This is a genomic window from Pantoea sp. AG702 (genome assembly GCF_003182295.1).
Taxonomy (GTDB): domain Bacteria; phylum Pseudomonadota; class Gammaproteobacteria; order Enterobacterales; family Enterobacteriaceae; genus Pantoea; species Pantoea ananatis.
On sequence record NZ_QGTU01000002.1, the window covers coordinates 514,809 to 538,180 of the forward strand.

Genomic DNA, 23,372 nt, shown 5'->3' on the forward strand with positions numbered 1-23,372 from the left:
TCAGGAGCTAATCATGCCAAAACGTACAGACATAAAATCCATCCTGATTCTTGGTGCCGGTCCGATTGTGATCGGTCAGGCCTGCGAATTCGACTATTCCGGTGCACAGGCGTGTAAAGCCCTGCGTGAAGAGGGTTACCGCGTCATTCTGGTGAACTCCAACCCGGCCACCATTATGACCGACCCGGAAATGGCCGATGCAACCTACATTGAGCCGATTCACTGGGAAGTGGTACGTAAAATCATTGAAAAAGAGCGCCCGGATGCGGTGCTGCCCACCATGGGCGGCCAGACAGCGTTGAACTGTGCGCTGGAGCTGGAGCGTCAGGGCGTGCTGGAAGAATTCGGCGTCACCATGATTGGTGCAACCGCAGACGCTATTAATAAAGCAGAAGACCGTCGTCGTTTTGACGTGGCGATGAAAAGCATCGGTCTGGATACCGCGCGCTCCGGTATCGCGCATACCATGGATGAAGCGCTGGCAGTGGCGGCCGATGTGGGCTTTCCCTGCATTATCCGTCCGTCTTTTACCATGGGCGGCACCGGCGGCGGTATCGCGTATAACCGCGAAGAGTTTGAAGAGATCTGTGAACGCGGCCTCGACCTTTCCCCAACCAACGAGCTGTTAATTGACGAATCGCTGATTGGCTGGAAAGAGTATGAGATGGAAGTGGTGCGTGACAAAAACGACAACTGCATCATTGTCTGCTCAATTGAAAACTTTGATGCCATGGGGATCCACACGGGCGACTCCATCACGGTTGCGCCCGCGCAGACGCTGACCGACAAAGAGTACCAGATTATGCGTAACGCCTCGCTGGCGGTGCTGCGTGAGATTGGTGTGGAAACCGGCGGCTCCAACGTACAGTTTGCGGTGAACCCGAAAAATGGTCGTCTGATCGTGATCGAGATGAACCCGCGCGTGTCACGTTCCTCGGCGCTGGCCTCCAAAGCAACCGGCTTCCCGATCGCGAAAGTGGCGGCAAAACTGGCGGTTGGCTTTACGCTCGATGAGCTGATGAACGACATTACCGGTGGACGGACGCCGGCCTCGTTTGAGCCTTCAATCGATTATGTCGTCACAAAAATTCCTCGCTTCAACTTTGAAAAGTTTGCTGGTGCGAATGACCGTCTGACCACGCAGATGAAGTCAGTGGGCGAAGTCATGGCGATTGGTCGTACCTTCCAGGAGTCGGTGCAGAAAGCGCTGCGCGGCCTGGAGGTTGGCGCGAATGGTTTTGATCCGAAAGTCCACCTTGACGATGCGGAAGCCTTAACCCGTATCCGTCGTGAGCTGAAAGATGCCGGTTCCGATCGGATCTGGTACATCGCCGATGCCTTCCGTGCCGGGATGTCGGTGGACGGCGTATTCAATCTCACCAATATTGACCGCTGGTTCCTGGTGCAGATTGAAGAGCTGGTTCGTCTTGAAGAGCAGGTAGCGCGCGAAGGCGTGAACGGGCTGAACGCCGATTTCCTGCGCACGCTGAAGCGCAAAGGTTTTGCCGATGCGCGCCTGGCCTCACTGGTGGGCGTGGCAGAAGGTGAAATTCGTAAGCTACGTCAGCATCACAATCTGCATCCGGTTTACAAGCGGGTGGATACCTGCGCGGCAGAATTCTCGACCGATACAGCCTATATGTACTCTACCTATGAGGAAGAGTGCGAAGCGAATCCTAACCAGGATCGTGACAAGATCATGGTGCTGGGTGGTGGACCAAACCGTATCGGCCAGGGCATTGAGTTTGACTACTGTTGTGTTCATGCGGCACTGGCACTGCGCGAAGACGGTTTCGAAACCATCATGGTGAACTGTAACCCGGAAACCGTCTCCACGGATTATGACACCTCTGACCGCCTTTACTTCGAGCCGGTAACGCTTGAAGACGTGCTGGAAATCGTCCGCATCGAAAAACCGAAAGGGGTGATTGTGCAGTACGGTGGTCAAACGCCGCTGAAACTGGCTCGCGCACTGGAAGCCGCTGGCGTACCGGTCATCGGGACCAGCCCGGATGCGATTGATCGGGCAGAAGACCGCGAACGCTTCCAGCAGGCCGTTGACCGCCTGAACCTGAAGCAGCCTGCCAACGCCACCGTTGCCACCCTGGAGCAGGCGGTAGAAAAAGCTGCCGGGATTGGTTATCCGCTGGTGGTCCGTCCCTCGTACGTGCTGGGCGGACGTGCGATGGAAATCGTCTACGACGAAATAGACCTGAAGCGTTATTTCCAGACGGCGGTGTCGGTTTCTAACGATGCGCCGGTCTTGCTGGATCGCTTCCTTGACGATGCTGTAGAAGTCGATGTGGATGCCATCTGTGATGGTGAGCGTGTACTGATCGGCGGCATCATGGAGCACATTGAGCAGGCAGGCGTTCACTCAGGTGACTCGGCCTGTTCTCTGCCGGCCTACACGCTGAGCCAGGATATTCAAAACGTAATGCGTCAGCAGGTTGAAAAGCTGGCGTTTGAGCTGAACGTTCGCGGCTTAATGAACGTGCAGTTCGCGGTGAAAGACAATGAAGTCTACCTGATTGAAGTTAACCCACGTGCTGCGCGTACCGTTCCTTTTGTGTCAAAAGCGACGGGCGTACCGCTGGCGAAAGTCGCCGCACGCGTGATGGCAGGCAAAACGCTGGCAGAGCAGGGCGTCACCGAAGAGGTGATTCCGCCTTACTACTCTGTCAAGGAAGTGGTGCTGCCGTTTAACAAGTTCCAGGGCGTTGACCCCATTCTGGGGCCAGAAATGCGCTCAACCGGTGAAGTCATGGGCGTGGGCCGTACCTTTGCAGAGGCCTTTGCCAAAGCGATGCTGGGTGCGCAAAGCAACATGAAGAAAACCGGACGCGCGCTGCTGTCGGTCCGTGAGGGCGATAAGAAACGTATCGTTGACCTGGCCGCGAAGTTGCAGAAGTTTGGCTTTGAGCTGGATGCCACTCATGGCACCGCCGTGGTGTTGGGGGAAGCGGGCATTAATCCTCGCCTGGTTAACAAGGTTCACGAAGGTCGTCCACATATTCAGGACCGGCTGAAAAACGGCGAATATGCCTACATCGTGAATACCACGGCAGGCCGCCAGGCTATTGAAGACTCCAAGCTGATTCGTCGTAGTGCGCTGCAATACAAAGTTCATTACGACACTACGCTAAACGGGGGTTTTGCAACGGCCATGGCGCTAAACGCCGACCCGACTGAAAAAGTGATTTCAGTACAGGAAATGCATGCGCAGATCCTTGCGCACAAATAGCGCTGGCTGAGTGGCGGTAATAGCCCCTGCGGTGGGACGATTTGCCAGTGTGCTGGCTTAACGCTCCTCGCAGGGGCTTTTTTTTGAGAGATCGGGCCTGAACTGAGCGGTTCTACAGGCACGGGTACAGATCACCCTCCGCTGAGTGCGTTTCTGTCTTAGCGGGCAGCGTGGAGGCTGTACCTGCCTGCGGCAAGCGCCGCCTGTAAAAAAGGGCATCGCCTTTAGAATGGTTGGTGAGTCTGGGGTTGGTCAGAAAGCAGTCTGTTCCCAACGGAACGGGATGAACCCTGTTTCTGGGCAGCGATTCTCAGGTCAGCGCGACATTTCGAATAAACCGGTATTTTTTTAATATTCTTTTCAGGCTCATGAACGTTTCTGAGTAAACAGACTTTAATTAAATAGGTTTTTTAAATATTGATGCCTTGATGTTTAAATATGCATTAATATTTTTAATTATTTACGATCTGTTTCTTAACGTTCTACTGTATTTTCGCTATTTGATCGTTGCTCAACCGATTTTAAACAAACCCGCATTACTGCTTACAGTGCTCGATAATCACCTGTTCAGCCGCAGCGCTTATCTTTAAAATACCCTGTATTTTTCATGGTTTACATATCCAGAGAACCCATTCGCTTCTCTGAAGTTTACATGCTTGATTAAGAGTTAGCGCCTGACATGTTTATTCCCAAGTTTTTCAGATGGGGGCAGTGCTCTTTTGAGGATTATCAAAGAGCCTGTAATCATTTTGGTTATAACTGCGAGTCCGCACCGGAATTTATTGCCTTTAAAATGCGATGTGGGCAGTCCTTTGACTTTTATTCTTATCAAAGGAAAGGGAAAACGATGGGGAGCGTCTGCGTTGAAAAGGGCTGGCTTGCCAACGATGGCAGACATCGGCAGCGTTCGCTTCCCGCGCTACTGGCTCCCTCAACCTCTGTCTATGTGCCGTTTTGCAACGAGGCGTCGAAAAAGGTGCTTTTACCTTTCCGGTGCAAGTCGCTACATCATTTGCAGCGTCATCGCTTCCTCAATACCTCCTATAGCCTGTTTAGTAAGAGCCATGCCGCTTTTACCAAGAGCCCTGTCGCCGACTTTTCCCGTAAAACGGTCTCGACACGGGAGAGAGAGCTCAGAAAGTTTCTCAATGACGGGGGGAGTTTTCTCAATGTCAGCCAGCTTGACGGGGAACATATTTTTGAGGTGTTTGAGATTCTCTATCAGGCGAGACGCAATCAGGCCATCGCGGAGAGGGCCATTAATAAAGCGTTTTTCCGGGAGTTTCAGCCCTGTTTCAAAGGCTATATGATGTTCCTGCATAATGAACCTGTTGCACTGCAGCTCCTGCTTTCTGTCTCGAGCAGTGCCGGGATGTTCGTTGATTTTATTAATATTGGCTACCGGATAGACAGCAATGCTGGCGCGGTGGGGACAATGCTGATGTGGAAGAACCTGACAGCCTTGTATCAGGAAGCAGCAGAAAAGCAGCTTCCTCTTCATTACTCCTACGGTTCGATGTCCGGAGACTATAAAAACCGCTGGTGCCATTCGGTTAATAACGGCCGGGTCATCATCTGATTGATCCGTTCTGTCGGCGCGTTGACATACCTCTGCGTCGTGAAGCCAGTTTAGCGTGATTCGACCAGGTGCCTGATGGCCCTGTTTTTCCGCTCCCGTGGGCGGCTTTTGCCTGCGAAGCGCGATTGATCAATGCTCCCCTGCCAGCGCTGCGGCAGGGGAAAATGGCTCGCTGCATGCCTCAGGGAATAATGTTCGCCATCCTGAACTGAGTAAACAGGCGGATAAACATCTCATCCGTGGCGCAAAATTCGGTAAACCCTGCCCGCCTCAGTTTGCTGCCATCACCAAACATATCGTAATCCCAGCTAAAGACAAAATCGGCGAACTGACCGTCACTCAGCCTCATGATGTCAGCCTCAACCAGCTGTTTTTTTTCCGCCAGGGCATGCCATGTCCTGCGGTAATCGCCGAAAAGCTGCTGAAATGACAACGCAACCGGGGGCGCCGTCTCCAGTTCAAACCAGCCTGCAATGAGGGGCCAGAGCTCACACCATCGCCAGATATCACCGTTATTGATGTTAAATGCCTGATTCCTGGCGGAGGATGCGGTTGATGCCCACAGGGTGGCGGCAGACAATAAGCTATCATCGGTGTGATCGATAATGCTGTGCCAGGTGCGCTGCGACCCTGGAAAGCGCAGGGGCAGATTTTGCGCTTTGCACAGTGAAGCATATATCGCGATACTCAGCGCAAGATTCATGGTATTGCCGGTTAACGCGCTGCCGACAACGCCAGGACGAAGTGCATGCCAGTGCCAGGTTTTATGATGCTGAAAGCGGCACAGCCAGTCCTGTTGCGCCGTATTGAATTCGGCGCCGGGAATAGCGGCATCGCTTTCTCTGGCGGGGGTTTTGAACGGGCCAAGATGAGCGCCGTAAATTTTGTAGCCCTGCATCAGGCTCACCGTTTCCAGCGGAGCCACGTTCTCAACCTGAGTGACCAGGTTACGTAACATGGTGACGTTGGGTTCAACCATTTCCCGCCAGCTCGCGGCATTAAGCCAGGCGCTGTAGAAAATGTGGGTAACGTGCCGAAGGGGCTTGAGGGCGCGTGCAGTGTCTTTTTCATTGAGCAGATCGACGTTAACAAACGGCACCGTGCCCCGGTGAGCGCCTCCTGCGCGAGACAATCCAATAACCTGCCATTCATTCTGCAACAGCGTTTTAACCAGTTTGCTGCCGACAATACCGCTTGCACCCGCAACCAGTGCGACTTTAGATTGAGGCTTCTGTGACATTTTTTGTCCTCCAGTTTGGTTGCAGACAGCCTGCTATAAATTGTTTTTTGTCGGTATCCCCGAACGCTGATGTCACTTATAAGAGAAATGCGTAAATGAATAACAAGCTCAATGCCATTCGAACGTTTTTACGCGTGGCTGAGGCGGGGTCTTTTTCTGAGGCAGCACGCCAGTTGAATATCAAACAGTCTGCGGTCAGCCAGCAGATCGCCGCGCTTGAGGCTGAACTCGGCGTAGTGCTGCTGCACAGGACGACGCGGGTGAGGGTACTGACAGCGCAAGGAGAATATTACCGGCGTAAGATGCAGCCCATACTTGAGGCAATGCAGGCGGTCGAGAACCAGCTATCCCCTGCCGCACAGCAATGGCAGGGCAAGATAAACGTTCAACTCCCGGGCGGATTAGGGCGTTTGTTTCTTCCTCATCTGCTCGGATTGCAAAAAGCGAATCCGGGTTTGCATCTGACGCTCTCGCTTGATGACAGGATATCCGACCTGGCCAGAGAAGGCGTGGATGTGGCGTTCCGCCTTACTCAGGATGCGCCGGAAGTGTATCCGGCACGGAAAATCGCGCGTATTGAAACACCGCTTTTCGCATCACCGGATTTCCCGCCGCTCAATTCACTGGATGCATTGATGTGCCAACCGCACGTGCGTTTCAGCAGCATTGCCGAGTCTGCGCCATTGCGGCTTGTCAGGGGCGATGAAACCGTAGAACTGGCCGTAAAGACAGCCTTCAGGGCCAATAGCAGTGAAGGGTTATTACAGGCGTTGCAGGCGGGAATCGGTGTAGGCGGTATGCAATTACCCCTTGCAACTGAGGCGTTGAAATCCGGCTCGCTTATCAGGGTGTTGCCAGCGTATCGCTATGCCGATCGCTTTGTGTATGCTGTTTTCCCGGATGCGCGCTTTATCCCTCCCAGGATTAGAGGCATCGTCGCGTTAATCGAAAAAGTGCTGGTCGATCTGCCAGGGGCAAACTAAACACGGCTCACAGCCAAAGGGAAGACCGGCGATGTAACGCATTCTCAGTCAGGCTGCTGATGCGGCCCACTGGCGCTGTATCAACCCGTTCATACTGGGGTAAGCGGCAGCAATCTCAAATAAATTTGATTTAATTTTTAGCCAATCATGCCCAATCTGCTCATTCGCACAAATCTATAATACAAAAAACTACCAGGCTGACATTGACCGCTGTAATATCCGGCTCGCTCATTATTAGAGCGTAAACAGGATAGTTATAACAATGAAAGCGCGTTCTTTTTCACTGAGTGCAGTGGCTGCACTCCTGGCTCTGGCGTCTTTTTCCAGCCAGGCTGAAATCACTCTTCTCAAACAAGACCCACAAGCAGGCGATCCCCTTAGCCGTCTCGATTTTAAATTCGGTGGCAGTATTCGTCCTCAGTTTAACCATCAAACCGGCGTGAATGATAAATCCTATAAGCGTAATGGCTTTGACGGTGGTTCACGTTTCCGCTTTAGCGCGGATTACTACCTGTTCGACGATATCAGTTGGACCAGCTACTACGAGCTGGGCGTTAACATTCCGGCCGTATTCAACTGGGATAATCACTACGCTGAAGGGGCGCATGAAACCACGCGCCGCCAGCTCTATACCGGCCTGAAAAGTAAAACCTGGGGCCAGTTGACCTTCGGTCAGCAGAACAGCGTTTATTACGACGTTGTAGGTGCCAAGACGGATATCTGGGATTACGACATGCTGGCCCAGGCACCGGGTAACGGCATTAACGGTGATTACGACGGTTCATACCGTTCTCGTAAGCAGCTGAAATACAAAAACAGTTATGGTGCAGTTGATCTTTATGCCTCTTACCTGTTTAGCGATAACGAATATTTGCCGGGCAATGGACTGCGCTACAAGCGTCAGGGCGGCGGTTCGCTGGGCGTGAATTACAACATTACGCCAACGCTGGCATGGGGCACGGCCTGGAACTACACCCGCGCCAGCATGCGTGATCCGGTCACGGGCAACAATAAAGATTACGACCAAAACATTTTTGGCACAGCACTGAGCTGGACGCCGGGTAACTGGACACTGTCAGCAGGCGGTGGCTGGTATCAAAACTTCCTGACGACCAAACAGCGCAACGTGAATAACTATTTTGCGGACGATGCCTGGGGCATCGAATATTACGCCGGATACAAAATCCCGGTGGCGCAATATGGTGTCAAAGCCGTTCAGCCTTATGTGATGGGCGACCGTTTAGAATACGTGAATGGCCGCAACTACCAGCGCATTGACAATGGCCTGGGCGTAACGTTATTCCTGGACTACGGTTTCCGTGTGGATTACGAACATGTCTTCACTTCCAGTACGGACAATCAGGGCGATATGAACCTGGTTCGTTTCCGCTACGATTTCTGATGACACACAACGGCTCCCCAGGGAGCCGTTTTTATTATCATGATTTATAGCGAGGTGACGCCATTATCTGGCGACTTTTGCGGTGGGCTTGCCCTTCTTATGGAGTAAAACCCTGTACAACGTCTGAAACATGGTGGCAATGCCGCTTTATGCAATAAGCACCTTCCTGCTATCGACGAAGGTTTAACCTTTACGTATCATGGCGCCTGTTTTTTTCAGCGAGCCTTTTAACATGATTAGTCTTATCGCGGCATTAGCAGCAGATCGCATTATTGGAATGGAAAACGCCATGCCGTGGGACCTGCCTGCAGACCTGGCGTGGTTTAAGCGCAACACACTGAAAAAGCCAGTTATTATGGGCAGACTGACCTTTGAATCTATTGGTCGTCCATTGCCTGGCCGGCTCAACATTGTGGTCAGCAGCAAGCCGGGCAGTGCCGAAGGCGTAACCTGGGTAACTTCGCTGGACGACGCCATCAGTGCGGCGGGTGAGGCTGAAGAGATCATGGTCATTGGCGGCGGCCGCATCTATGAGCAGATGCTGGCGCGCGCCGACCGTCTTTATCTGACGCACATTGATGCGGAAGTGGAAGGCGATACGCAGTTCCCGGATTACGAGCCGGATGAGTGGCACTCCACGTTCAGTGAGTTTCATGATGCCGATGAGCAGAACTCGCACAGTTACTGCTTTGAGATCCTCGAACGCCGCCGTTAATTTACGCGCAGTAAAAAACGCCTTGTTGTGACAAGGCGTTTTTTTATGGCTGCGCGTTAGCGGGTTGACGATTGCGGAGTAAGATCGTCCGGTACGGACAACTGACGGTTCGATGGCTGAATATAGTAGCGTTGGGTTTCCCAGTGCAGGAGCGTCAGGTTCCCGCCCCAGCAGCAGCCGGTATCCAGACCGATAATGCCCTCTGGCGTGCCTTTCCCTTCCAGCGACGCCCAGTGACCGAAAACAATGGTGTGATCGCGTGCGACCGGGCCTTCAATCATGAACCAGGGTTTTAACGGCGGCGGGGCGGATTCCGGCGCATCCTTACAGATCATGTCTAGCTGACCGTTAGGAAAGCAGAAACGCATACGGGTTAGTGCATTGGTCGAGAAGCGCAGGCGGGCCAGGCCGGTCAGGGATTCACTCCAGTTATTCGGCATGTCGCCGTACATCGCGTCAAGAAACAGTGGGTAACTGTCGCTGGACAGCACGGCTTCCACTTCGCGTGCGCACTGTTGTGCTGTATCCAGATCCCACTGAGGCGTAATGCCGGCATGGCCCATCACCAGCTTTTTCTCTTCATCGACCTGCAGCAACGGCTGGCGACGCAGCCAGTTAATCAGGTCATCGGCATCTTCCGCTTCCAGCAGCGGTGTCAGGCGATCTTTGGGTTTATTACGACTGATTCCGGCATAAACGGCCAGCAAATGCAGATCGTGATTACCCAGCACCAGACGGACGCTGTCACCCAATGACTTTACGTAGCGCAGAACCTCCAGCGAGCCGGGCCCTCGCGCCACCAGGTCACCCGTCAGCCATAAGGTATCCTGACTGGGATCGTAATTAACCTGGTTCAGCAGAGCACGTAATTCATCATAACAACCGTGAACGTCGCCAATCAGGTAAGTATTCATAGAGGATTATCCAACTCAGACAGTCGCCCGCCAGGCGGGCGAAGGGCGCCAGTATCAATGGATGTGGGTTTGAATCGCGAGGCGGAATACCGGGATCTCGACGTGGAATTCATCGCCTTGCTCATCGACCATCACATAGTGACCTTGCATGGTGCCCATCGGGGTTTCAAGAACAGCACCGCTGGTGTACTGATATTCGTTTCCCGGTGCAATATGAGGCTGTTCGCCTATGACGCCTTCACCCTGAACTTCCGTCTCACGGCCGTTGCCGTTAGTGATGAGCCAGTAGCGTCGGAGCAGTTGCACTGAGGACCGGCCTACGTTGCGAATCGTGACGGTATAAGCAAAGACATAGCGCTCATCTTCCGGTGAGGACTGTGAGGCGACATACAGACTTTGTACGTGCAGCGATACGCGGGCCGGTTCACTCATGGGTTACTCCTGGGGTTGATCCAGATGATCTGCCAGCCAGTTTGCTAACTGGCAATACTGCGCGACCGAAACATTTTCGGCACGCAGGCTGGTGTCGATTTCCAGCTCATCCAGTGCGCCAGCAACGACCATATGGCTCAGGCTGTTACGCAGCGTTTTGCGGCGTTGACCGAATGCTTCAGTGGTAATGCGGCTCAGAATACGCACGTCTTTGACCGGATGAGGCGGTGTCATGTAAGGGACTAACCGCACAACCGCCGAGTCCACCTTCGGGGGCGGGGTAAAAGAGTGCGGCGGCACTTCCAGCACCGGAATCACCTGACAATAGTACTGAGCCATTACGCTCAGACGACCATAGGCTTTGCTGCCGGGACCCGCAACCAGACGATTAACCACCTCTTTCTGCAGCATGAAGTGCATATCTATAATCGAACCAGTATAGCTGAACAGATGGAACATCAGCGGGGTCGAAATATTATATGGCAGGTTACCGAAGACCCGCAGCGGCTGGCCTTTCTCTTTGGCCAGCGCAGCGAAGTCAAACGTCATGGCGTCCTGCTGGAAAATCGTCAGCTTGGGCCCTAAAAACGGATGAGTTTGCAGGCGTGCAGCCAGATCGCGATCTAACTCCACCACGGTTAAACTGTCCAGGCGTTCGCCCACGGGTTCAGTAAGTGCACCCAAACCCGGACCGATTTCCACTATTGCCTGATCGCGCTGTGGATGGATGGCGGAGACGATGCTGTCGATAATATATTGATCGTTCAGGAAGTTTTGCCCGAAACGTTTACGGGCGTAGTGCCCCTGATGGACGCGATTATTCATTACTGCTCTTGATCATAGTGATGGCGAGGTTAAGCGCCGTGATAAAGCTGCCCGCGTCAGCCTGACCCAACCCGGCTAATTCAAGCGCGGTGCCGTGGTCGACTGAGGTACGGATAAACGGCAGGCCGAGGGTAATATTAACCGCCCGACCAAATCCCTGAAATTTAAGCACCGGTAACCCCTGATCGTGATACATCGCCAGCACCGCATCGGCATGTTGCAGATATTTGGGCTGGAACAGCGTATCCGCAGGCAGCGGACCGGTGAGTTGAATGCCTTGCTCGCGCAGCGCATTGAGTGCCGGGATGATCGTGTCTATCTCTTCCCGCCCCATGTGACCGCCTTCTCCGGCATGGGGATTCAGTCCGCAGACAAAAATATGCGGCTGAGCAATGGCAAACTTATGCTTGAGATCCTGATGCAGAATGGTGATGACTTCATGCAGACAATCGCGGGTGACGGCACCAGCAACATCTTTTAACGGCAGATGCGTAGTGGCAAGCGCGACACGCAGTTGCTCGGTGGCCAGCATCATCACCACGCGCTGCGCGCCCGCGCGCTCGGCAAAAAATTCGGTATGCCCGGTAAACGGAATGCCCGCGTCGTTAATCACGCCCTTGTGAACGGGGCCAGTAATTAAGGCAGAAAACTCCCCGGATAAACATCCGTCGCAGGCGCGTGCCAGAGTTTCCAGCACATAGTGGCTGTTGGCGACGCATAGCGTGCCGGGCGTGACCGGCTGCGGTATTTCAACGGGGAGGACGGTGAGCGTGCCAGCCTGTTGCGGTTCGGGTTCGCCTGCGGCGTCGTAAACGCGCAGCGTCAACGGCAAACCCAGCTGAGCGGCACGTTGCAGCAACAGCTGGGGAGAAGCACACACAACCAGTTCAACAGGCCAGGCTCGCTGAGCCAGTTGAACGGCAAGATCGGGACCAATCCCGGCGGGTTCGCCGGGCGTGATCACCACACGAAAATCACTGCGCATTGTTATCCAGGATTTTCACGTAAGCGCCGGCGCGCTGTTCCTGCATCCAGGTTTGCGCTTCTTCCGCAAACTTACGATTAAACAGCATACGGTAAGCGCGCTCTTTCTGGGCTGAATCGGTTTTATCCACCTGACGCGTATCCAGCAGCTGAATCAGATGCCAGCCAAAAGAGGAGTGGACCGGCTGACTGGTTTCGCCTTTTTTCAGACGCAGCAGCGCATCGCGGAATGCCGGGTCAAACACTTCTGGTGAGGTCCAGCCCAGATCGCCGCCCTGATTAGCCGAACCCGGATCGTCGGAGAACTGTTTGGCGGCCGCGGCAAAGGTCGTCTTACCACTGCGAATGTCGGCAGCAATCTGTTCCAGCTTAGCGCGAGCCTGATCGTCAGTCATGATCGGAGACGGCTTCAGCAGAATGTGGCGCGCATGCACTTCGGTAACAGAGACGTTTTTGCTCTCGCCGCGTAGATCGTTCACCTTCAGGATATGGAAACCCACACCTGAACGGATAGGGCCAACAATGTCGCCCTTCTTCGCTGTGGTCAGCGCCTGAGCAAACAGGGTAGGCAGCTCTTCGATTTTTGCCCAGCCCATGTTGCCGCCCTTCAGCGCCTGAGAATCGGCGGAGTAGGTCACGGCCAGCTTGCCAAAGTCTGCGCCACCTTTCAGTTCCGTTATCAGCTGTTTTGCCAGCTTCTCCTGATCGTCAACCTGCTGCTGCGTAGGGTTTTCCGGCAGAGGCAGCAGGATATGACTGATATTCATTTCAGTGCCCTGCGTATTCTGAGCGCCAACCTGCTGCGCCAGCGTATCGACTTCCTGCGGCAGGATAGTGACACGACGGCGGACTTCATTATTACGCACTTCAGAGATCAGCATCTCTTTACGGATCTGAGCACGATAGGTGTTGTAGTTCATCCCGTCGTAAGCCAGGCGGCTTCTCAGCTGATCAACGCTCATGCGGTTTTGCGCGGCGATATTCTGAATAGCCTGATCCAGTTGCTGATCGGTAATCTGTAAACCGGCTTTATCACCTAACTGCAGGATGATCGCGTCCATGATCTCACGTTCGAGGATCTGATGGCGCAACGTCTTGTCATCAGGCAACTGTTGACCTGCCTGCTTCGCCTGAGATTTAACGGTGCTCATCATGCTGTCCACGTCACTCTCGAGGACCACGCCGTTATTCACTACAGCTGCAACTTTATCAACCACTTGTGGTGCTGCGAACGCGGTGTTGGCACTGAGCGCCACACCAAGAATCAGCATTCTCCAGTTCTTCATACTTTATCCATTATTGGTTCCGCACTGCGGGATTGCCTGTCAAACATCACAACATCAGAATGCACGCTGATAAGGGATGATACCCTGACTCAGCATCTGGCCGGTTCCCAGACCATAATTTGAGCTCAGGCCACGTAACTCAATGTTGAATGAGATTTGGTTGTCATACTTACTGTCGTTGTTTTCCCAACCGTTGATTTTGCGCTCATATCCCAGACGAATTGCGTAGCAACAAGAGCTGTACTGCAGGCCAACCAACTGTGATGCAGGACGATTATTACGCGTATCATAGTAATACGCGCCAACCACCGACCAGGCATCATGAATCGGCCAGCTCGCCGTCGTACCGACCTGTGAAATCCCGTTTTTATAAATCGGGTTATTCACCAGTGAACTGTCGTTCAGCGCAGAAGCAACATACTCCGGGCTACTGTAACGGTAGCTCAACTGCACCATACGGTCAGCATCACGGCGGTATTCCAGCACGGTATTTCCCTGTGCCACGTTATTCAGGCGGGTATCGTACTGCAGCCCGCCGCGCACGCCCCAACGGTCACTTATCTTCCAGTAGCTGTCACCCGCCCACAGAAGACTACCGGTGTCGTCTTCTTTATTGACCTGGTTAACACCCGTACGAGAAGGCGTGAACGAATAGATTTGACCCACAGAAACGTTAAAACGTTCAACCAAATCGGTATCATAAATTCGCGTAGTGACACCGGTGGCAACCTGGTTGGCCGATGCGATGCGATCCAGGCCGCTGTATGAACGATCGCGGAACAGGCCGGTATAGTCGGTTTGCAGCAGGGTGGAGTCGTAAGGGTAGATATCACTCTGGTCACGATACGGGATATACAGGTACTGAACCCGGGGTTCCAGCGTCTGCGTGTAGCCCTGCGCCCAGTCCATATCGCGGTCAAACACCATACGACCGTCAACTTTAAACTGTGGCAAGGTCCGGTTAACAGAGTCTTTCAGCACGCCACTACTTGTACTGGTTGGCGCAAAATTCGTGTTGTAGTAATCAACATCTTTCTGCTGATAGTGCGTCGCCAGAAACTTCGCTTCGGTATCCAGACTGGCCCAACCGTTGGACAACGGCAGATTAATCGTGGGCTCAACGTGTAAACGCGTGGTTTCAGGATAGTTGCTGTTGACGTTGGTAAACTTGACGGCCTGCGCATAGATGCGGGTGTCGAACGGACCCACATCGTTCTGGTACCAGTTCAGATCCAGTTGCGGGAAGGCGCGATAGACGTTGCTGTTGCTCGTGTTGCCAAAAATCTGGAAATCTTTGGTCGACAGCGTTGCGTCCCAGTTGGTATCCGCATAGCCCACGCTGAATTTTTGCGAGGCGTAACCATCTGTCGAACTGTAGTAAGGCGAGGTCAGATCGTTGAAATAATACTGATCGCTGACTTTGGTGTAGTCAGCACTGAAACGCCAGTGTTGGTCGTAAACACCAGAGTGACGCCAGTAAAATAACCAACGGTCCGAACTGTCATTTTGGGCAATGCCGCGTGCAGCTTTGTCGTTGTCATACTGTTTATCTGAGGCCAGATAGTCAAACTCAACGAGGCCTGCGCCAGCCTGTGTCAGATAACGGAACTCATTCTGTAATTGCAGCCCGCGATTACTCATGTAATGCGGCGTAATGGTCGCATCGGCCTGCGGCGCGATGTTCCAGTAGTAGGGCAGAATGAACTCAAAACCGTTGCTGCTGCCGTATTTAGCATTGGGGATCAGAAAACCGGAACGGCGACGATCGCCCAATGGCAATTGCAGATAGGGGCTGTAAAACACCGGAACGGAACCCAGTTTAAAGCGCGCATTCCAGATTTCAGCCACTTCTTCCTGACGATCCTGAATGATCTCAGAACCCGCGACGCTCCAGCTGTTGCTGCCGGGCAGACAGGAAGTGAAGGTGCCGTTTTCCATGATGGTGTAACGGTTTTCACCGCGCAGCTTCATCTGATCGCCCGTTCCACGGCCCTGACGGCCTACCATCTGATAATCGCCGTTCCAGACGTTGGTATCTTTGGTATTCAGATTTGACCAGGCTTTCGGACCTTTCAGGATGACCTGATTATCATCGTAGTGCACATTACCTAGCGCATCGACGGTACGAACGGGGACGGTCTGACCTTCAGGCTGGCGTTGGTGAAGCTGTACTTCATCTGCCAGCATGCGGCTGTTACCCTGCTGCACATCCACATCACCTGTGAAGACCGCATCGTCAGGATAGTTGCCTTTCAGGGAATCCGAGTGAATAGTAACGGGCAGCTGATTAGGATCGCCGTTAACCAGGGGGCGATTGTAGCTCGGCACGCCTAACATACACTGCGACATTAAATCATCGGCGAAGGCTTGCTGGCTAATGGCTGCGCCGATCATGGTGGCCAGCAGAGTAGGTATATGTTTTTTCATACGCGGTATCGAGAATTCCATGAAAACTGGCATCATGCCGACAATCGGGTCAGAGACTAACGCACTGCCTGGCGTTGCGCCAGTGTTAATCCTTTTCTGTCCGCGCTGCCGTTAGGCGCTGAGATAAATGACAGGTATGATAATGCAATTTTCAGCCGTAAGCATGGCGAATTGAGGAGTTTATGCGCTACTGGGGAAAAGTAATAGGTTTAGTGCTTGGATTGCTGTCCGGCGCAGGCTTTTGGGGAATTGTTATTGGTCTGATCATTGGGCATGGATTTGACAAGGTTCGCGGCGCGCAGAGCAAAGCTTACTTCTCAAATAATCAGACCCGGCAGTCACTCTTTTTCAGCACGACTTTTCAGGTCATGGGGCACTTAACCAAGTCGAAAGGGCGCGTAACCGAAGCGGATATTCAGATTGCATCGCTGTTTATGGATCGCATGCAGCTGCATGGCGATGCCCGAATGGCTGCACAGCGCGCCTTTCGCGAAGGCAAGCAGGGGGAATATCCGCTCCGTACCAAACTGCGTGAATTGCGCAGTGCCTGCTTCGGACGTTTTGATCTGATTAGGATGTTTCTGGAAATTCAGATCCAGGCCGCGTTTGCCGATGGGTCGCTGCATCCCAATGAACGTCAGGTGCTGTATGTGATTGGTGAAGAACTGGGGATTTCTCAGAGTCAGTTCGACCAGTTTCTGCGCATGATGGAGGGGGGACAGCAGTTCGGCGGCGGTCGCAGCTATTCACAGCAGGGCGGTTTTCAGCAGGCGCAACGAGGCCCGACGTTATCCGATGCCTGTAACGTTTTGGGTGTGAAAACCACCGACGATGCCACCACCATCAAACGCGCCTATCGCAAACTGATGAGTGAACATCACCCGGATAAGCTGGTGGCGAAAGGTCTGCCGCCCGAGATGATGGAGATGGCGAAACAGAAAGCGCAGGACATTCAGTCGGCTTACGATCTGATTCGCAAAGAAAAAGGCTTTAAATAAGTGAAATGCGCGCCCGGGCTGATGGCGAGGGCGCGCGAAGCAGAAGCATTAGCATCATGGCAGATTAAAAATCGGCAGGCTGCCTGAAGGTCATGGCATTACCAAACGCCGGGTGCGTGATGGTCAGCGATTCGGCGTGCAGCAGAAGACGATCTGCCATGGCTTTTGCTTCCGGATGTGCGTAAAAACCGTCACCCAGAATCGGATGGCCCAGCGCCAGCATATGTACGCGCAGCTGATGCGAGCGCCCGGTAATCGGTTTGAGCGCGACGCGCGCGCTGTTATCTTCACCGTATTCCACAACCTCATAGTCGGTTTGCGCCGACTTGCCGGTGTCGAAACACACTTTCTGCTTCGGGCGATTAGGCCAGTCGCAAATCAGCGGTAAATCCACCATGCCCTTCTCCTGCGCCGGATGGCCCCAAACCCGGGCCACATAGGTCTTTGCAGGCTCGCGTTCACGAAACTGGCGTTTAAGCTCGCGCTCTGCGGCCTTTGTCAGGGCGACCACAATCACGCCGCTGGTCGCCATGTCCAGCCGATGCACAGATTCCGCCTCAGGATAATCGCGTTGGATCCGCGTCATCACGCTGTCTTTGTGCTCGTCAAGCCGACCGGGTACCGAAAGCAGGCCGCTGGGCTTATTCACCACCATGATATGGGCATCCTGATACAGAATGTGCAGCCAGGGCTCAAGCGGCGGATTGTAGGGTTCCATACTCTATTCCAAAAAAGAGGGCCTTGCGGCCCTGAACTTATTGATGCGTAACCACAATCAGACGCAGTGCATCCAGTCGCCAGTTCGCTTCATCCAGACTCTCCAGTACCTGCTGGCGATTCGTTTCCAGCGCCTCGACCTCATCGTCACGGATGTTGGGGTTAACGGCTCTCAGTGCTTCCAGACGTGATAACTCGGCCCCCAGCTTTTCGCTCGCCTCGCGCCGTGCCGCGTCAATAACGGCACGTGCTTCACTGACGACTTCTTTTTCAGCCAGCGTCAGGATCGCGTGAACGTCCTGCTGTACGGCATTCACCAGCTTGCTGCCGGTGTGGCGGTTAACGGCATTCAACTGGCGGTTGAAGCTTTCGAATTCCACTTTACCGGCCAGGTTCGTCCCGTTGCGATCCAGCAGCAGGCGCACCGGCGTAGGGGGCAGGAAGCGGGTTAGCTGCAGATGTTTCGGTGCCTGGGATTCCACCACGTAGATCATCTCGACCAGCAGTGTCCCCACAGGCAATGCCTTGTTCTTTAACAGCGACAGCGCACAACTGCCGGTGTCACCTGACAGAATCAGATCCAGGCCATTACGGATTAACGGATGTTCCCAGGTAATAAACTGCGTATCTTCACGCGACAGGGCCTGGTCGCGATTGAAGGTGATCGTACAGCCGTCTTCCGGCAGGCCCGGAAAGTCCGGAACCAGCATATGATCTGAAGGTGTCAGCACGATCAGGTTATCACTGCGGTCTTCCTGATTAATGCCGACGATATCAAACAGGTTAAGAGCAAAGTTAACCAGTTCGGTATCATTATCCTGTTCGGCAATGGTATTGGCCAGCGCCTGGGCGGCTTCACCACCGTTAGAGTTTAGCTCCAGCAGGCGGTCGCGGCCCTGTTCGAGTTGGGATTTCAGCGCATCATGCTGCTTACGGCATTCGCTAATGAAATCATCAAACCCGTCGCTGTTTTCCGGTGCGGCCAGGTAGTTAATCAGCTCTGCGTTGACGCTGTCGTAGATGGCTCTGCCGGTCGGGCAGGTGTGCTCGAACGCGTCCAGCCCTTCGTGATACCAGCGCAGCAGCACGGCCTGGGCCGTTTTCTCCAGCCAGGGGACCAGAATCTGAATATCGTGCGCCTGGCCAATACGATCCAGTCGGCCAATACGCTGTTCCAGCAGATCCGGGTTAAACGGCAGATCGAACATCACCAGACGGCTGGCGAACTGGAAGTTACGGCCTTCGGAACCAATTTCGGAGCACAGTAGGACTTGTGCGCCGTTCTCTTCAGAAGCGAACCAGGCGGCAGCCCGATCGCGTTCAATGATCGACAGCCCTTCATGGAACACGGCGGCGCGAATCCCTTCACGTTCACGCAGCACCTGCTCAAGTTGAAGTGCTGTAGCGGCCTGAGCACAGATCACCAGCACTTTTTCTTTACGGTTGCTGGTCAGGTAACCCATGAGCCATTCAACGCGCGGATCGAAGTTCCACCAGGTGCCGGTATCGCCTTCGAACTCCTGATAAATCTGTTCCGGATAGAGCAGATCGCGCGCGCGCGCTTCTGCGCTTTTACGTGTGCCCATAATACCGGACACCTTAATGGCCGTTTGATACTGAGCCGGCAGGGGCAGACGAATAGCGTGTAACTCACGTTTCGGGAAGCCTTTCACCCCGTTGCGGGTATTACGGAACAGCACGCGGCTGGTACCGTGGCGATCCATCAGCATGGAAATGAGTTCGCTGCGCGCGTCCTGTTTGCCTTCACGATCGCTGTTTGCCACCTGCAGCAGCGGTTCAATATCCTGCTCGCCGACCAGCTCATTGATCATATTCATCTCGTTTTGTGAGATGGCATGATCGGCCAGCAGCGATGTCACCGCATCGGCAATCGGGCGGAAGTGCTGCTGCTCTTCAACAAAAGCGGCAAAATCATGAAAACGGTCGGAGTCAAGCAAGCGCAGGCGCGCAAAATGACTCTCCATGCCCAGCTGTTCTGGCGTCGCGGTCAGTAACAGGACGCCCGGCGTTTTTTCAGCCAGTTTTTCGATCACCTGATACTCACGGCTTGGTTCGCCTTCGGACCAGGCTAAATGGTGCGCTTCATCCACCACCATTAAATCCCAGTCGGCGTCCGCCAGCTTATCCAGACGCTGTTTGTTGCGACGCACAAAGTCCAGCGAGCAGATAATCAACTGTTCGGTGTCAAAGGCATTGTCGCTGTCGTGCTGGGCTTCAGCGTAACGATCGTCGTCAAACAGGGCGAAGCGCAGGTTGAAGCGGCGCAGCATTTCTACCAGCCACTGATGTTGCAGGGTTTCTGGCACGACGATAAGTACGCGTTCAGCACGGCCTGCCAACAGCTGCTGCTGGATGATCATGCCGGCTTCGATGGTTTTCCCCAGGCCGACCTCATCCGCCAGCAGGACACGCGGCGCATGGCGGCGGCCTACGTCGTGGGCGATATGCAACTGGTGGGGGATCAGATTGGTACGCATGCCGCGCAGGCCGCTGACGGGCAGGCGATACTGCTCACTTTGATATTTACGTGCGCGAAAACGCAGGGCGAAGCGATCCATACGGTCGAGCTGGCCTGCAAACAGCCTGTCCTGAGGTTTGCTGAACACCAGTTTGCTGTCGAGCATCACTTCACGCAGCATGACGTGGGTTTCTTCGGTATCAAGGCGCGTGCCGATATAGGTTATCAGGTCATTGTCATTGCGTACTTCATCGACCTGCATCTGCCAGCCTTCGTGGCTGGTAACGGTATCACCCGGATTAAAAATCACGCGGGTGACCGGCGAGTCGCTGCGAGCGTAGAGGCGATTTTCCCCTGTGGCCGGGAACAGCAGGGTGATCATGCGCGTATCAATCGCCACCACGGTGCCTAATCCCAGTTCACTTTCTGTATCACTAATCCAACGCTGACCTAATGTAAAAACCATATAATTTTTGCTCGAATTTTTAACGTTTTTGAAGGTGTTCCCCATTCTCAGGCAATAGCATTTCATCCAGGCAAAAGGGCCTGGTGCGTCATGTCAGAGCAGTGAGTTTTGAGGAAGGGCGTTATGGTACTGGATGGCAGGGCATTCGTCACCTGTCAAAAAAGGCCTAACTGCCCGGTAATGAGTGTAGCAAAGTCGCCATCGACAAAAGGCAGAATGCCTTCGGCTACGGGCTGCAGCTGTTTAGTCACGTAGTGATCGTAGTCCAGCGGCGTGGTTCGGGCCTCTACCGGCTCGGGGCCGCCGGTGGCAATCACATAACGAATGCGGCCCCCGGTCTGATATTGCAACGGCCGGCCCAGCTTACGATTCTGCTCATCAGCCAGACGGGCGGCGCGAACGTGCGGCGGCACATTGCGTTCATACTCGTTCAGTGGGCGGCGCAGGCGCTTTTTATAAATCAGCCTGTCGTCCAGCTCACCTGCCAACAGCTGGGCCACCGTGTTACGAACATAGTCTTCCCACGGCTGGCGATGAAATATGCGGCTGTAAAGCTCCTGCTGAAACTGCTGCGCCAGCGGCGTCCAGTCGGTACGTACCGATTCCAGTCCTTTGAACACCATACGCTCACTTTCGCCTTCCCGAATTAAGCCCGCATAGCGTTTTTTACTGCCCTGTTCAGCACCGCGAATCGTCGGCATCAGGAATCGGCAAAAGTGATTTTCATACTCCAGCTCCAGGGCGCTGGTCAGGCCGTATTGCTGCTGCAGATGTTCACGCCACCAACCGTTGACCTTCCCGGCCAGTGCCCGGCCAATTGCCTCTGCCTCGTCTTCATCCCGGGCGGATTTCAGCCAGACAAAGGTCGAATCGGTGTCGCCATAAATCACATCGTAGCCTTCGGCTTCAATGAGTTCACGGGTTTGTTGCATGATGGCATGACCGCGCAGCGTGATAGACGAGGCCAGGCGAGGGTCAAAAAAGCGGCAGGCGCTGGTGCCGAGCACGCCGTAAAACGCATTCATGATGATTTTCAGGGCCTGCGACAGGGGTTTATTGCCCTGTGTTTTTGCGGTTTCGCGCCCCTGCCAAATCTGCTCTACGATGGCGGGCAGGCAATGCGTCTCACGTGAGAAGCGCGCCTCGCGAAAACCGGGCACCGAGTCCGCATCCGTTGGGTGCGCCAGACCTTCGATGAGCCCGACGGGATCGATCAGAAAGGTGCGGATAATCGAGGGATACAGGCTTTTATAATCCAGCACTAATACGGAATCATACAGGCCCGGCCGGGAATCCATCACGTAGCCGCCGGGGCTGGCTTCCGGCGCCACATCGCCCAGATTCGGGGCGACAAAACCGGCCCGGTGCATGCGGGGGATGTACAGATGACCGAATGCCGCGACGGAGCCACCGTGGCGATCGACTGCCAGCCCGTTAACGGCAGCGCGCTCCAGTAAAAACGGCATGATCTCGGTTTTATGAAAGATGCGCGTGACCAGCTCGCAGTCCTTCAGGTTGTAGCGCGCCAGCGCCGGTTTATCGTTGGCAAAACGCCAGTTGATCTCTTCCATGCGCTGCCATGGGTTATCAATGGCTTTGCCTTCACCGAGCAGCTGTTGCGAAACAGATTCCAGACTAAAAGAGGGAAAATCCCAGAAGGCGGATTTCAGGGCATCGATGCCGTCAATAATCAGGCGACCTGTCGCCTGGGCAAAAAACACGGCGGGTTTAAACCCATGCTCGCGCCACTCCAGCGCGGCCTGCTGGCGGCCAAGACGTAACGGAATGCCGTAGCGATCGGCGTGTTTCTGCAGCACGCGCAGGTCAAACTGCACCACGTTCCAGCCGATAATCACATCCGGATCGTTATCGGCAAACCAGCGATTCAGCGCCTCCAGCAACTGCGGGCGGCTCTCAAGATAGATAAGTTCGAAATCCAGTTCGCTGGCGTCGCCGTTAGGCGGTCCCAGCATGAAAACCTGGCGCTGCCCGCAGCCTTCCAGACCAATGCAGTAAAGCTCGCCATGCTGGGTCGTTTCAATATCCAGCGAGACCCACTTCAGCGGGGGCCGGTAATCGGGATGGGGTTTCAGACGGGCGTTAACCCATGTGTCGCCCTGAATGTCACCATCAAACCACACGGGCGCGGTAATAAACCGTTCCATCAGGTAGCGTTCGGGTGGACGAATGTCGGATTCATACAGGGGGATACCGCTTTCGCGCAGTTTCTTTTCAACCCACTGCAACTGGCGATGCTGCCGGCAGTACAGGCCAAATACTGGACGGCGGCGAAAATCTTTTAATTGCAGAGGCTGCATCCGCAGCTGGCGCTCGCCCTGCAACAGCGTGTCGACCTGCGCCTGATATTCACAGGGAATAAACGTCACGGATTCCTGCAAAGGCAGCACAACGCGCTGAGCACCCTCGTCGGTGGCCAGCCACAGCGTAATTTCGGTGCCTTGCGGCGTGTCGCGCCAGTGACGGCTGAGCAGAAACCCTGCGCGGGGCTTATTCACGTATTCTCCAGGCAGATAGCGAGTCGGACATCTCATTAACCAGTATAACATGGATATTTATACAGTGTCTGCCGGTGCGTTTTGTCAATATTGGCCTACAATTCTTGCCTTGACGCTGTGATGTCTGCTCTGGACAATCCAGCCTTCTGCTTTTTCTGAGGATTG

At 54.2% G+C, this 23,372-nt stretch carries 16 protein-coding genes; 6 read left to right on the top strand and 10 right to left on the bottom strand.

Annotation, left to right across the window (positions count from 1 at the left end; all coding sequences use genetic code 11):
* The first annotated feature begins 13 nt into the window (after nt 1–13).
* Both carB and DFO57_RS08755 read left to right on the top strand, forming a co-directional pair.
* Nucleotides 14–3,244: a carbamoyl-phosphate synthase large subunit gene (carB, locus tag DFO57_RS08750; protein ID WP_110015275.1), complete on the top strand. Its 3,231-nt coding sequence runs from the start codon at nt 14–16 to the stop codon at nt 3,242–3,244.
* A gap of 679 nt (nt 3,245–3,923) precedes the next feature.
* Complete coding sequence (locus DFO57_RS08755; protein ID WP_029570998.1) at nt 3,924–4,823, top strand: transcriptional regulator; 900 nt, start codon at nt 3,924–3,926, stop codon at nt 4,821–4,823.
* 181 nt (nt 4,824–5,004) lie between these two features.
* Here DFO57_RS08755 and DFO57_RS08760 read toward each other — a convergent pair whose 3' ends face one another.
* A complete protein-coding gene (locus DFO57_RS08760; RefSeq protein WP_013024571.1) occupies nt 5,005–6,063 on the bottom strand; it encodes an SDR family oxidoreductase in 1,059 nt (352 codons plus the stop codon).
* Nucleotides 6,064–6,158: 95 nt separating this feature from the next.
* Here DFO57_RS08760 and DFO57_RS08765 point away from each other — a divergent pair, with 95 nt between their 5' ends.
* The 3 genes from DFO57_RS08765 (at nt 6,159) to folA (ending at nt 9,163) form a co-directional block, all read left to right on the top strand.
* Nucleotides 6,159–7,046, top strand: coding sequence for a LysR family transcriptional regulator (locus tag DFO57_RS08765; RefSeq protein WP_110015276.1), 888 nt, complete (start codon nt 6,159–6,161; stop codon nt 7,044–7,046).
* Between the two features lie 262 nt (nt 7,047–7,308).
* Nucleotides 7,309–8,448, top strand: a complete 1,140-nt coding sequence (locus DFO57_RS08770; RefSeq protein WP_014592892.1) for a porin — start codon at nt 7,309–7,311, stop codon at nt 8,446–8,448.
* Nucleotides 8,449–8,680: 232 nt separating this feature from the next.
* Nucleotides 8,681–9,163, top strand: a complete 483-nt coding sequence (folA, locus tag DFO57_RS08775) for a type 3 dihydrofolate reductase (RefSeq protein WP_024472273.1) — start codon at nt 8,681–8,683, stop codon at nt 9,161–9,163.
* Between the two features lie 56 nt (nt 9,164–9,219).
* Here the strand turns inward: folA and apaH are convergent, their stop codons facing one another.
* Genes apaH through lptD form a run of 6 tightly spaced genes read right to left on the bottom strand, consistent with a single transcriptional unit; the run spans nt 9,220 to nt 16,031 of the window.
* Nucleotides 9,220–10,077, bottom strand: coding sequence for a bis(5'-nucleosyl)-tetraphosphatase (symmetrical) ApaH (gene apaH / locus DFO57_RS08780; RefSeq protein WP_014606606.1), 858 nt, complete (start codon nt 10,075–10,077; stop codon nt 9,220–9,222).
* Between the two features lie 54 nt (nt 10,078–10,131).
* On the bottom strand, nt 10,132–10,509 hold the full coding sequence (apaG, locus tag DFO57_RS08785) for a Co2+/Mg2+ efflux protein ApaG (protein WP_013024576.1): 378 nt from the start codon (nt 10,507–10,509) through the stop codon (nt 10,132–10,134).
* Nucleotides 10,510–10,512: 3 nt separating this feature from the next.
* Nucleotides 10,513–11,334 (bottom strand): 16S rRNA (adenine(1518)-N(6)/adenine(1519)-N(6))-dimethyltransferase RsmA, encoded by an 822-nt coding sequence (gene rsmA, locus DFO57_RS08790; RefSeq protein ID WP_110015277.1) that lies wholly within the window; start codon nt 11,332–11,334, stop codon nt 10,513–10,515.
* A complete protein-coding gene (pdxA, locus tag DFO57_RS08795) occupies nt 11,327–12,319 on the bottom strand; it encodes a 4-hydroxythreonine-4-phosphate dehydrogenase PdxA (RefSeq protein ID WP_013024578.1) in 993 nt (330 codons plus the stop codon). The genes rsmA and pdxA overlap by 8 nt, the downstream gene beginning before the upstream one ends.
* A complete protein-coding gene (gene surA / locus DFO57_RS08800; protein WP_110015278.1) occupies nt 12,309–13,604 on the bottom strand; it encodes a peptidylprolyl isomerase SurA in 1,296 nt (431 codons plus the stop codon). Before surA ends, pdxA begins: the two co-directional genes overlap by 11 nt.
* A gap of 54 nt (nt 13,605–13,658) precedes the next feature.
* A complete protein-coding gene (gene lptD / locus DFO57_RS08805; RefSeq protein ID WP_233255856.1) occupies nt 13,659–16,031 on the bottom strand; it encodes an LPS assembly protein LptD in 2,373 nt (790 codons plus the stop codon).
* 182 nt (nt 16,032–16,213) lie between these two features.
* Here lptD and djlA point away from each other — a divergent pair, with 182 nt between their 5' ends.
* Entirely contained in the window at nt 16,214–17,029 is an 816-nt protein-coding gene (gene djlA / locus DFO57_RS08810) for a co-chaperone DjlA (protein ID WP_013024581.1), read from the top strand.
* A 64-nt stretch (nt 17,030–17,093) separates the two neighbouring features.
* Here the strand turns inward: djlA and rluA are convergent, their stop codons facing one another.
* The 3 genes from rluA to polB all read right to left on the bottom strand — a co-directional run bounded on the left by rluA (nt 17,094) and on the right by polB (nt 23,207).
* Complete coding sequence (gene rluA / locus DFO57_RS08815; RefSeq protein ID WP_088900667.1) at nt 17,094–17,747, bottom strand: bifunctional tRNA pseudouridine(32) synthase/23S rRNA pseudouridine(746) synthase RluA; 654 nt, start codon at nt 17,745–17,747, stop codon at nt 17,094–17,096.
* Nucleotides 17,748–17,784: 37 nt separating this feature from the next.
* Nucleotides 17,785–20,691, bottom strand: coding sequence for an RNA polymerase-associated protein RapA (gene rapA / locus DFO57_RS08820; protein WP_110015301.1), 2,907 nt, complete (start codon nt 20,689–20,691; stop codon nt 17,785–17,787).
* 155 nt (nt 20,692–20,846) lie between these two features.
* A complete protein-coding gene (polB, locus tag DFO57_RS08825) occupies nt 20,847–23,207 on the bottom strand; it encodes a DNA polymerase II (RefSeq protein WP_110015279.1) in 2,361 nt (786 codons plus the stop codon).
* Nucleotides 23,208–23,372: the final 165 nt, after the last annotated feature.

Bases quoted from the DNA above. Each gene is read 5' to 3' on its own strand.
- carB (WP_110015275.1), top strand. From the start codon at position 14: ATGCCAAAACGTACAGACATAAAATCCATCCTGATTCTTGGTGCCGGT.
- DFO57_RS08755 (WP_029570998.1), top strand. From the start codon at position 3,924: ATGTTTATTCCCAAGTTTTTCAGATGGGGGCAGTGCTCTTTTGAGGAT.
- DFO57_RS08760 (WP_013024571.1), bottom strand. From the start codon at position 6,063: ATGTCACAGAAGCCTCAATCTAAAGTCGCACTGGTTGCGGGTGCAAGC.
- DFO57_RS08765 (WP_110015276.1), top strand. From the start codon at position 6,159: ATGAATAACAAGCTCAATGCCATTCGAACGTTTTTACGCGTGGCTGAG.
- DFO57_RS08770 (WP_014592892.1), top strand. From the start codon at position 7,309: ATGAAAGCGCGTTCTTTTTCACTGAGTGCAGTGGCTGCACTCCTGGCT.
- folA (WP_024472273.1), top strand. From the start codon at position 8,681: ATGATTAGTCTTATCGCGGCATTAGCAGCAGATCGCATTATTGGAATG.
- apaH (WP_014606606.1), bottom strand. From the start codon at position 10,077: ATGAATACTTACCTGATTGGCGACGTTCACGGTTGTTATGATGAATTA.
- apaG (WP_013024576.1), bottom strand. From the start codon at position 10,509: ATGAGTGAACCGGCCCGCGTATCGCTGCACGTACAAAGTCTGTATGTC.
- rsmA (WP_110015277.1), bottom strand. From the start codon at position 11,334: ATGAATAATCGCGTCCATCAGGGGCACTACGCCCGTAAACGTTTCGGG.
- pdxA (WP_013024578.1), bottom strand. From the start codon at position 12,319: ATGCGCAGTGATTTTCGTGTGGTGATCACGCCCGGCGAACCCGCCGGG.
- surA (WP_110015278.1), bottom strand. From the start codon at position 13,604: ATGAAGAACTGGAGAATGCTGATTCTTGGTGTGGCGCTCAGTGCCAAC.
- lptD (WP_233255856.1), bottom strand. From the start codon at position 16,031: ATGAAAAAACATATACCTACTCTGCTGGCCACCATGATCGGCGCAGCC.
- djlA (WP_013024581.1), top strand. From the start codon at position 16,214: ATGCGCTACTGGGGAAAAGTAATAGGTTTAGTGCTTGGATTGCTGTCC.
- rluA (WP_088900667.1), bottom strand. From the start codon at position 17,747: ATGGAACCCTACAATCCGCCGCTTGAGCCCTGGCTGCACATTCTGTAT.
- rapA (WP_110015301.1), bottom strand. From the start codon at position 20,691: ATGGTTTTTACATTAGGTCAGCGTTGGATTAGTGATACAGAAAGTGAA.